Raw genomic sequence first — 10,689 nt, forward strand, 5'->3', positions numbered from 1 at the left:
ACTCTAGTCGGGGGTACCGACATTTCCGGACAGCCTGCCGACCACCTCGCGCAGTTCCAGCAGGGTCAGCTGCCCGTCCTGGGCCTCGGTCACCAGCTCGACCCTGCCCAGCCGTTCGGCCGCGACCCGCTCACCCAGCGTGGCGTCCAGCGGCAGGAAGGTCATGGTCGTCCGGGTCTCCGGCGCGAGCTCGTCGATCAGCGGATGGAACACGGTCACGTCCACCCGTCCGGCTGATTCGTCCACCTTCGCGGTCACCCGCACGTCGGCGAGCGCGATCCGCGTCTCGCCGAGGTTGACGGTGACCTCACTCGGATCGGGGACCGGCGGCACGGAATCGTGGTACTCCCAGATGGCGTCCTCCGGCGGCGCCGCGGCCTTCCACGCGTCGGTGTACGGGCGCAGTTCCGGATCCTCCTGGCCGGTCAGCACCAGCGAGTAGATCGCCCGGCGCCCACGATCGAGGGAGAAGTGCAGCCGGGGGTGCAGTGCCTCGACGATGGTGCAGAGGTCGTGTTCCACCCGATGCGGTTCACGATCGCCGAGGGCGGCGCTGACCTCCGGCAGAAGCGCGAACCATGCCTCCCAGAACTTCGCCGCCGCGGCGGCCGCGTCCTCGGGGACCGGCTGCTCCGGCCAGGCGGTGCGGGGGTCGGGGACGTCCTCGGTTTTGCGGGAACGGCGGAACAAACGCATGACGGGCACGCTACCGCGCCGCTCACCAGCCTTCAGGCGGTTCGGTGAAAGCCTTGCCCGCCTCCCGGCTGAGCGTGAGCGCGCGGCGCATCCAGTCGGGGGTGGCGCCCGCGAGACCGCACGCCGGGGTCGGCACGACCCGTTCGGCGAGGATCTCGCGGCGGAAACCCAGCCGGTCGACGAGGTTGAACACGGGGGTGACCACGTCGCGCAGCTCCACCGGGACACCGGGGTCGGTCGTCGGGACGAGTCCGAGCATCAGCGTCGTCCCGGAGTCCAGCGTCTCGCCGATCTCGTCGAGCTGCGCGGGCGAAGCGCCCCTCAGCAAGGTGAAATCGAAGGCGACCGCCCGCGCCCCCGCCGCGCGCAGCAACGAGATCGGCGGCTTTTCGGCGCAGCAGTGCACCGCGACCGGCTGACCGGTGACACGCTCCGCCCCGGAGATCACCGTCGACAGCAGTTCGCGCGCCTCCGCCGCGGGCACGGCGGGAACCGTGCCGTAGCCGGACGCCGTCGGGAGGTCACCGGCGAGGACCTCGGGCAGCGACGGTTCGTCGAACTGGATCACCACCGGCGCGCCGATCCGCGACTTCAGTTCCGCGACGTGCTCGGCCAGCCCGTCGAGCAGCGACGCGGCGAAATCGCGCAGCGCGCCCTTGTCGGTGAGGATCCGGTGCCCGCGCGGAAGCTCGATGTTCGCGGCGAGCGTCCACGGCCCGGCGACCTGGATCTTGAAGGCGGGCGGCGCGGCGCCCGCCTTTTCCCGCGCCTCCTGGACGGCGTCGAGGTCCCAGTTCATCAGGTCGACGGCCCGGCGGTGGTCGTGCCCGGGACGAGCGGCGACCCGATAACCACTCGGCACCACCTCGACCGCGAGGTCGACCAGCAGCGCCGCCGTCCGGCCGATCATGTCGGCCCCGACGCCGCGGGCGGGAAGTTCGGGCATACAGGGGAAATCGGGCAGTTCGCCGAACACGATCGAAGCGGCCTCGACCGGATCGGTACCGGGCAGGGAACCGATCGCGGTGGCCGCGCCAAGGGGCCAAGGTCGTTCGTTCACACCCGGATTCTCCCCTTGGTCCGACCCGGCGGGGCGGCGGGGCGGGGGAGGACACGGACATTCGACGCAATTGCCGTCGACGAGCCCGATCCGGCGCCCGGCGCATTACGCTGACCTGCCATGACGAGCTCCCCACAGCCCGCCGGCTGGTATCCCGACCGGCAGAACCCCCGGCTGTACCGGTGGTGGGACGGGCAGGCCTGGACCGCGAACACGCGGCCGTCGCACGACGCCGAGATGATCGAGCTGGACGTCGAAGGCGCGCACGACCCGGAGAAGATCCGCGCGCAGGCGGCGAGGGGCACCCAAACCCGCGGCAGTGGTGTCGCCGGCGGCGGGACGCTGTTCTCCGAACCCGTGCTGGTGGTCAACCAGCGCGCGAAACTCATCGAGATGGCCAACGAGTTCGGGGTGTTCGACCAGCACGGCAACCGCCTCGGCGGCGTCGTCCAGGTCGGGCAGAGCACGGTGAAGAAGGCCATCCGGCTGCTCACGAACTACGACCAGTTCCTGACCCACCGCTTCGAGATCCGCGACACGAACCACAGCACCGTGCTGAAGGTGACGCGGCCGGCGAAAGTGTTCAAATCCCGGTTCCTGGTGACGAAGGCCGACGACTCCCCGATCGGCGAGATCGTGCAGGAGAATGTCTTCGGCAAGATCCGGCTGGGTTTCGTGGTCGACGGGCGGAAGGTCGGCGGGATCTTCGCGGAGAACTGGCGGGCGTGGAACTTCGCGATCAAGGACCACGCGGACGTCGAGATCGCGCGGATCACCAAGACCTGGGGCGGTTTCGTGAAGGCCGCGTTCACCACCGCCGACAACTACGTCGTCGAGATCCACCGGCCGCTGCGGGATCCGCTGGCGTCGATGGTGGTGGCCTCGGCGCTGACCATCGACACCGCGCTGAAGCAGGACGACAAGGGCTGACGCAGCGCCTTCCGCATTTCGTCCTCTGGATGCGGTAGTTGCACGCGCAAGGACCGCATCCAGAGGACGAAATGCGAGTGGGGCAAGTGACCGGGGTCTCACCCCACTCAAGTGGACACTCGGCTTCCGGCGGCACAAAGTGGAGGGACTGGGGCGGCACGCTGGAGTGCGTCCGGGACGGAGGTCACCATGGAGCCGTTGCCCGAAAACGGCGAACGGGACTGGGCCGAGCCAGGCGTCTACACGGTTTCGCCCGGGGTCCACCGCATCCCGCTGCCCCTGCCGCACGACGCGTTGCGCGCGGTCAATGTCTACGTCGTCACCGACGGAACCCGCCTGGTCCTCGTGGATTCCGGCTGGGCGCTGGAGTCGGCGCGCGAACGGCTTTCGCGCGGGCTGAAGGCGCTCGGCGCCGATCTTGGCGACATCGACGAATTCCTGATCACCCACGTGCATCGCGATCACTACACCCTCGCCGTGGAACTGCGCCGCGAATTCGGCGGCAGGATCGGGCTCGGGAAGCGGGAGGAGCCGTCACTGGTCCGCTCCGGCGACCCGGACCGGTTCCCGATGGAGGCGCAGGTCAGCCTGCTCGAACGGTGCGGCGCGGGGCCGGTCGTCGAGGAACTCGCCAAGGCCTTCGGCGGTGTCCGGCACACCGAAGCGCATCTGTGGGAACAGCCCGACGAATGGCTCGTCCCCGGCAAACGCCCGGTCGTGCCCGGCCGGGAGTTCGACATCGTGCACACGCCCGGCCACACGGACGGGCACGTCGTGTTCGTCGACGACGAGGCCGGGCTGGTGTTCTCCGGCGACCACGTGCTGCCGCACATCACGCCGTCCATCGGCTTCCAGCCGGTGCCGACCGAACTGCCCCTGCACGACTATCTCGACTCCCTGCGCCTGGTCCGCGAGATGCCGGACCGGCGCATGCTCCCAGCGCACGGCCCGGTCACCGGCAGCGTCCACGCCCGCGTCGACGAACTGCTGGAGCACCACCGGGACCGGCTCGAGGTCATGGGCGCCGAGATCACCGCGGACGTCACGACCGCGTACGAGGTCGCGCTGCGGCTTGGCTGGACGCGCAAGCAGCGCAAGCTTCCCGACATGGACCCGTTCAACCAGATGCTCGCCGTGCTCGAGACCGGCTCGCATCTGGATCTGCTGGTGGCCGAAGGGAAACTCACCGCGGCCGAGACCGACGGGGTGCGACACTACGCCTCATGATCATCCGTGAAGCGCGCCGGGAAGACGTCGCGGCGATCGTCGGGATGCTCGCCGACGACCAGATCGGCAGCACCCGTGACTCCGCCGACGACCTCTCGCCGTACCTCGTGGCCTTCGAGCAGATCGACGCCGATCCGGCGCACCTGCTGATCGTCGCCGACGACGGCGGGGAGGCCGTCGGCACACTCCAGCTGTCGATCATTCCCGGACTGGCGAGGAAAGGCGCGCTGCGCGGGCAGATCGAGGCCGTCCGGGTGCGGGCGAGCCATCGCGGCTCCGGCCTCGGCGGCGAGCTGATGCGGTGGGCGATCGACGAATCACGGCGACGGGGCTGCGCCCTCGTGCAGCTGACGTCGGACGTGAAACGCGAGGACGCGCACCGGTTCTACGAGCGCCTCGGTTTCGAGGCCACGCACACCGGCTTCAAGCTGAAGTTCTGACCTCTGCCGCATTTAGTCCTCTAAATGCGGTAGTTGCACGCGCAAGGACCGCATTCAGAGGACGAAATGCGGGAGGGGTCAGCGGGTCCCCGAGATCTTCGCGCTGCCGAGCACGAGGTCGCCTTCGGCGGCGTCGGTGCGGTACAGCACGACGACCTGACCCGGCGCGACGCCGCGCAGCGGCTCACGGAGCTGGATGGTCACCTCGTCGCCGGAGACTTCCGCGACGGCCTCGACGATCCCGCCGTGCGCGCGCACCTGCACGACGCATTCGGTGGGGCCGTCCAGCGGCCGCTCGCTCGGCCAGATCGGGCGGTCCGCCTCGATCACGTTCACGCCGAGATCCCGCGCGGAACCGACCTTCACGGTGCCCGAAACCGGTTCCAGCGAGAGCACGTAGCGCGGCCGCCCGTCCGGCGCCGGCGCCTCGATGCCGAGCCCCTTGCGCTGGCCGACGGTGAAGCCGTGCACGCCGGTGTGCTCACCGAGCACGGCGCCGGTCTCGGCGTCGACGAGCTGCCCGGGACGCTGGCCGAGCCGCTTCTCCAGGAAGCTCTTCGTGTCCCCGTCCGGGATGAAGCAGATGTCGTGGCTGTCCGGCTTCTTCGCCACCGACAGGCCACGGCTCGCGGCCTCGGCGCGCACGTCGGTCTTCCACGAATCGCCGAGCGGGAACAGCGAATGCCGCAGCTGCTCCGGGGTCAGGGAGGCCAGCACGTACGACTGGTCCTTGCCGGAGTCGACGCTGCGCCGCAGCTCCGGCACACCGTCCACAAGGGACAGACGGGCGTAGTGCCCGGTGGCGACCGCGTCGAAGCCGAGCGCCATCGCCTTGTCGAGCAACGCCTCGAACTTGATCTTCTCGTTGCAGGTGACGCACGGGTTCGGCGTCCGGCCCGCGGCGTACTCGCCGACGAAGGTCTCGATGACCTCTTCGGTGAACCGCTCGGCGAAGTCCCAGATGTAGAAGGGGATGCCGAGGATGTCCGCGGCGCGCCGCGCGTCACCGGAGTCCTCGATCGTGCAGCAGCCACGGGATCCGGTGCGCAGCGTGCCGGGCTTCGCCGACAGCGCCAGGTGCACCCCGACGACCTCGTGCCCGGCGTCCACGGCGCGCGCGGCGGCCACCGCCGAGTCCACTCCCCCGCTCATCGCGGCCAGTACGCGCATCTTCCTCACACCTCTTGCTTCTGCGTCTGCTTGCGCATTCCGGCGAGCCCCGCCTGCCTCGCCCTGTCGACGACGCCCGCGATCTCCCTCGAAACCGCTTCAACGTCTTCCGGCGCCGAGGTATGCCCGAACGAGAACCGCAGCGACCCGCGCGCGGCCGCGGGTTCGGCACCCATGGCCAGCAGCACGTGGCTCGGCTGCGCGACACCCGCCGTGCACGCCGAACCGGTGGAACATTCGATGCCCTTGGCGTCCAAGAGCATCAACAGGCTGTCACCCGCGCAACCGGGGAAGGTGAAATGGGCGTGCGTGGGCAGGCGTTCACCCTCGCCACCGTTGAGCACCGCGTCCGGCACCTCGCGCCGGACAGCCTCGATCAGGTCGTCCCGCAGCTCGGCGACGCGTTTGGCGTACTCCTCGCGGCCTTCGACCGCGACCTTCACCGCCGTCGCGAACGCGATCACCGCGGGGACGTCGAGCGTCCCCGAACGCACGGCGCGCTCCTGGCCGCCGCCGTGCAGGACCGGCACGCACGCGGTGTCGCGGCCGAGCAGCAGCGCGCCGACACCGTACGGGCCGCCCAGCTTGTGCGCGGTGAGGGTCAGCGCCGCGGCGCCGCTCTCGGCGAAGTCGACCGGCACCGCGCCGACGGCTTGGACGGCGTCGGTGTGCAGCGGGATCTCGTGTTCGGCGCAGACGGCGGCGAGCGCGGCGATCGGGTTGACCGTGCCGACCTCGTTGTTCGCCCACATCACGGTGACCAGCGCGACCGTCTCGGGGCTGTCGCCGATGGCGGTGCGCAGCGACTCGGGAGTGACCCGGCCCGCCTGGTCGACCTCGACCCAGACGATCTCGGCGCCCGCGTGCTGCTCCAGCCATTCGACGGACTCGAGGACGGCGTGGTGCTCGACTGTGCTGCACAGCACCCGGCGGCGCTCGGCGTCCTCGCCGTTGCGGGCCCAGAAGATGCCCTTGACCGCGAGATTGTCGCTCTCCGTGCCACCGGCGGTGAAGATCACCTCGGACGGCCGGGCACCCAGCGCCTCCGCGATCACCTCTCGGGCTTCTTCGACCCGGCGGCGCGCCCGGCGCCCCGAGGAATGCAGCGCGGAGGCGTTGCCCACTGTGGACAGCGCCTCGGACATCGCCGCTACGGCTTCGGGCAACATCGGGGTGGTCGCCGCGTGGTCGAGATAGGTCATCGCCACACCAGGGTAGACCGCTCCGGGGCGTGACCAAGCCCACCCTGCTCAGCGGGTGGCGGCGCTCATATCCGACGGCCACCGGCCGGTCAGCCGCACCCCCAGCAGCGCGATGCCGGTCAGCACCACCGAAAGCACCAAGATCGCCGCCGACGGCTCCTTCGCCGACGCCAGTGAAGCGAGCAGAACCCCGCCCAAACCGATGGTCAGAGCCGATCCGACCCAGTCGCCGAGCTGCAGCGCCGAGGTGTTGAACCCGCGTTCGGCCTCCGGCGAGTAGCGGAGCAGCAACACCGAGATCGCGGGCATCGCGATCCCCATCCCGGAGCCGCCGACAGCCGACGCCACGAACGCCATCCAGCTGGGGAAAGACGGCAGCGGGACGAAGACGAAGATCGCCAAACCGGCCGCGACCAGCGCGAACCCGGTCCGCAGCGACGCTTCACGCGACCAGTCGAGCATGCGGCCCTGCAGCATCGACCCCGCCGACCAGCCCAGCGCGGTCACCGTCAGCGGCAGCCCGGCCAGCGCGGGGCTGTAGCCGTGGACCTCCGTCATCGTGAGCGGCAGGTAGGCCTCCATCCCGGCGTACGCGCCCGCGATCAGCGCACGCGAGGCGATCACTGTCGGCAACCCCGGCCGCGACGTCAGCGTCCCGGCGGGCAGGAGTTTGCGGAGCGCGTAGGCGAGGGCGACCAGACCGGCGCCGCCGTAGGCCAGTGCCGCGAGAGAGGGGTGCTGCGCCGCCCAGGTGAGCGCGGCGACGCCGAGGGCGGCGACCACCGCGGGCACGACACCGGCGCGAACGGCGGATTCGCCGGGTACGTGGGCCGGCAGTTTGCGCGTGACGACGACCAGCAGTGCGAGCCCGATCCCGGTCAGCGGGATCAGCCCGAGGAACACCCAGCGCCAGCCGACGCTCACGGTCACCACGCCCGCGATCGAAGGCCCGATCACCGCGGGCAGCACCCACGCGGCGGCGTTGGCGGCGTAGATCACCGGACGTTCGCGGTCGCTGAAGGTGAGCGCGATCAGCAGCGACACCGAGACCAGCAGGAGACCGGAACCGAAGCCCTGCAACGCCCTGCCGAGCAGGAGCAGCGGCATGTCGTGCGCGAGCCCCGCGACCAGCAGCCCGGCGGCGAACAACGCGGTACCGGCGAGCAGCGCGGGCGCCGGGCCCTTGCGGTCGCCGAGACGTCCGGAAAGGACGGTCGCGACCACGCTGGCGACCAGGAACGTGGTGAACGGCCAGGCGTACAGCGCGAGGCCGTCGAGGTCGGCCACCATCGTCGGCATCGCGGTGGCGACACCCATGCTCTCGAACGCGATGAGCGTGACCATGAGCAGCAGCCCGATGGTGGTCACGCGGTGCTCAGGTGTCCAGAGCACACCCTTCGGTTCGGCCTTGTCCCCAGTGATCGTCATACGACGAGCCTGCAACCTCCAGCTCGGTGGAGGTCAAGCTCACGACACCGACTCCAGGCGCAGCTCACGCGCCAGCACGGCCGCCTCCCCGCGCGACGTGACCTCCAGCTTCCCCAGGATCTTCCGAACGTGGAACTTCACCGTGTGCTCGGTCAGCGCCAGCTCTTCGGCGATCTGCCGGTTGCGCTTCCCGCGCGCGATCCCGGCGAGGACTTCGAGTTCGCGCGGGTTGAGCCGGTCGAGCGGGCGCAGTTCCGGCGTTTCCTGGACACCCAGCGGCAGGATCGCGGTGATCGTGGCGCCCCAGCCGGGGACGGCGTCGACCTCCCAGCGGCCGCCGAGCGGGGTGATCCGCTCGGTGAGCCCGGTGGCGGGCACGGCGCGGGCGACGTCCGGGCCGTCGTCGCGCACGGTGACCCGGAGAGCCTGCCCGTCGATCCGCCAGGACGCCCGGACCCGGCTGCTGTCCCGCTCCAGCGCGGAGAGCACCAAACCGCGCGAGACCGTGCGGGCGGTGTGCGCGATGTCCTGCGGGAGCGGCCGTTCGTCGTCCGGCCCGGCGAGGTCGACGGTCACGTCGTCGTGGCGCACCAAAGGAGCCAGCTGCGTGACGAGAGTGCCGAACGCCTCCGACGCGGGCTCCGCCGAGAGTTCCTGGTCGCGGTCCGCGATCGAGCGCAGTTCGACCAGCGCGGCCGCGGCGAGGTCGGTCGCGGTCTGCCGGGCGGCGGCGTCGCCGAGCCGCCGTGATCGCAGCACCGAGAGCAGTGACGTCAACGTGGTCGCGTGGGTCTGCCCCAGATCGGTGATCGCCCGCGCCCGCGCGGTGGCCGCCGCGATGTTGCTCTCCAGGACGGCGGGCTCGGGGTCGGTGGCGCGCTGGGCGGCGTTCACGCTGACGATGTCCCACAGCTTGGCGACGAATTCGAGCGCGCTGTCCGACTGCTCGTCGTCGGCGGGGACCAGCGCGATCATCGCGCCCTTGCCGATCACCGGCGCCGAGGTCAGCACGACGAGTTTCCGGCGTTTCCCGCCGAGTGTCTCTTCGGCCACCACCGCCCGCCCCGGGACGCCGAGCGCGGCGAGCCGCTGAAGCTCGGCGCTCGTGACCGCGCCGGTGATCTCCGGATCCCCGTGGACCTTGATCGGCAGGCGGGAGCAGTCACCGGTCTCCATGGCGGCGGCGCGGTGCGGCAGCACGGCCGCGGCCGTCTCGGAAAAGCGCGGCAGGAGTTCGGGGCGCGGAGCGGCGAGCATGTACTCGACCTGGCTCAGCACGTGCAGCGGGTCCATGGCTCCACACTAAGCGCGTTCCGGCGCGGGGACGCTGCTCTCCCGGCTAGTGAACACTGCTCGTCCGGCTGGTTCGGGCGGGGGCCGGACGCCGGTTGACTGATCGCAGCGAAGGAATCCGATAGGAGTGAACATGCGAGCGATCACCATCACCCAGTACGGCGAACCGGACGTCCTGCGGTCCGCCGAGGTCCCGCTGCCGGAGCCCGGCCCGGGTCAGGTGCGGGTCGCGGTCAAGGCCGCGGGCGTCAACCCGATCGACTGGAAGATCCGGTCCGGCGCCATGGCGGAGGTCCGCCCGGTCGAATTCCCGCACATCCTCGGCCTGGAGCTGGCGGGCGTCGTGGACGCGGTGGGCGAAGGCGCCGATTTCGCCGTCGGTGACGAGGTCTTCGGCTGGTCCGACACCGGCACGTACGCGGAGTACGCGCTGGCGAGCAAGGTCATCCGCAAACCCGCCGGGCTTTCTTGGGCCGAGGCCGCCGCGCTGCCCATCGCCGGGGAGACGGCGTTGCGGGTGCTGGGCGAACTCGAGGTCAAGCCGGGCGAGACGGTGGTGATCCACGGCGCGAGCGGCCAGGTCGGCAGGATCGCGACGCAGGCCGCCGTCGCGCTGGGCGCCACGGTCGTCGGGCTCGCCGGGGCCTCGTCGCTGGATGAGGTGAAGGAACTCGGCGCGGTGCCGGTCCAGTACGGCGACGGCTGGGTTTCGCGGGTCCGGTCGGTCGCGCCGGACGGCGTGGACGCGGTGTTCGACGCGGCGGGCTTCGGTGTCTTGGGTGACTCCGTCGAACTGCTCGGATCACCCGACCGGCTGATCACGATCGCGGACCCGGCGGCGTACGCCCAGGGGCTGAAGTTCTCGGCCGGTGGGGAAGAAAGCGCGGCGGTGCTTGAGGATCTGGTCGCGCGCGGGTTGAAGCTGAAGCTGGGCTCCGGCTACGCGCTCGCCGATGCCGCCGAGGCGCACCGGGAGAGCGCGACCGGTCACGCGGGCGGGAAGATCACGCTGGTCTTCGACTGACAGCCGCGCGAGCCCACCGGTTGCTGCGATGAAGGGGCCTTTCATTGCAAAATTCGCGATGAAAGGCCCCTTCATCGCACGCGTGAGGTGCTGAGCGGGACTTTCGCGACCGGAGCGAGGCGATGCCGGGTCGAGGGGGTCGTGGGGGGGGGTTTTTGGTTTTCCCCCCAAAAACCCCCCCCACCCCCCCCCCCCCACCCCCCCCCCCTCCCCCCCCCG

10 protein-coding genes are annotated in these 10,689 nt (G+C 70.8%); 4 read left to right on the forward strand and 6 right to left on the reverse strand.

The features are described 5' to 3' along the window. Positions 1 to 3: 3 nt before the first annotated feature. Positions 4 to 696 (reverse strand): hypothetical protein, encoded by a 693-nt coding sequence (locus AC069H_RS07280; RefSeq protein ID WP_478231668.1) that lies wholly within the window; start codon positions 694 to 696, stop codon positions 4 to 6. Positions 697 to 718: 22 nt separating this feature from the next. After that, a complete protein-coding gene (locus AC069H_RS07285; RefSeq protein WP_478231669.1) occupies positions 719 to 1,756 on the reverse strand; it encodes a methionine synthase in 1,038 nt (345 codons plus the stop codon). Positions 1,757 to 1,876: 120 nt separating this feature from the next. Between AC069H_RS07285 and AC069H_RS07290 the strand changes: the two genes are divergently transcribed. The 3 genes from AC069H_RS07290 (at position 1,877) to AC069H_RS07300 (ending at position 4,353) form a co-directional block, all read left to right on the forward strand. Continuing rightward, the gene (locus AC069H_RS07290; protein ID WP_478231670.1) at positions 1,877 to 2,686 is read left to right on the forward strand and encodes an LURP-one-related family protein; all 810 of its coding nucleotides are present in this window, start codon (positions 1,877 to 1,879) and stop codon (positions 2,684 to 2,686) included. 189 nt (positions 2,687 to 2,875) lie between these two features. Further along, on the forward strand, positions 2,876 to 3,913 hold the full coding sequence (locus tag AC069H_RS07295) for an MBL fold metallo-hydrolase (protein WP_478231671.1): 1,038 nt from the start codon (positions 2,876 to 2,878) through the stop codon (positions 3,911 to 3,913). Further along, complete coding sequence (locus tag AC069H_RS07300; RefSeq protein ID WP_478230706.1) at positions 3,910 to 4,353, forward strand: N-acetyltransferase family protein; 444 nt, start codon at positions 3,910 to 3,912, stop codon at positions 4,351 to 4,353. Before AC069H_RS07295 ends, AC069H_RS07300 begins: the two co-directional genes overlap by 4 nt. A 78-nt stretch (positions 4,354 to 4,431) precedes the next feature. Here the strand turns inward: AC069H_RS07300 and mnmA are convergent, their stop codons facing one another. From mnmA to AC069H_RS07320, 4 genes are read right to left on the reverse strand one after another with little or no spacing between them, the layout of a single operon-like run. Next, positions 4,432 to 5,523 (reverse strand): tRNA 2-thiouridine(34) synthase MnmA, encoded by a 1,092-nt coding sequence (gene mnmA, locus AC069H_RS07305; RefSeq protein WP_478230707.1) that lies wholly within the window; start codon positions 5,521 to 5,523, stop codon positions 4,432 to 4,434. 5 nt (positions 5,524 to 5,528) lie between these two features. Then, positions 5,529 to 6,725, reverse strand: a complete 1,197-nt coding sequence (locus AC069H_RS07310) for a cysteine desulfurase family protein (protein WP_478230708.1) — start codon at positions 6,723 to 6,725, stop codon at positions 5,529 to 5,531. A gap of 48 nt (positions 6,726 to 6,773) precedes the next feature. Continuing rightward, the gene (locus AC069H_RS07315) at positions 6,774 to 8,168 is read right to left on the reverse strand and encodes an MFS transporter (RefSeq protein ID WP_478230709.1); all 1,395 of its coding nucleotides are present in this window, start codon (positions 8,166 to 8,168) and stop codon (positions 6,774 to 6,776) included. Between the two features lie 24 nt (positions 8,169 to 8,192). Beyond that, positions 8,193 to 9,446 (reverse strand): helix-turn-helix transcriptional regulator, encoded by a 1,254-nt coding sequence (locus tag AC069H_RS07320; protein WP_478231672.1) that lies wholly within the window; start codon positions 9,444 to 9,446, stop codon positions 8,193 to 8,195. Between the two features lie 133 nt (positions 9,447 to 9,579). Between AC069H_RS07320 and AC069H_RS07325 the strand changes: the two genes are divergently transcribed. Beyond that, positions 9,580 to 10,470: an NADP-dependent oxidoreductase gene (locus AC069H_RS07325; protein ID WP_478231673.1), complete on the forward strand. Its 891-nt coding sequence runs from the start codon at positions 9,580 to 9,582 to the stop codon at positions 10,468 to 10,470. Positions 10,471 to 10,689: the final 219 nt, after the last annotated feature.

It is taken from the genome of Amycolatopsis sp. NPDC043887, from assembly GCF_056435665.1.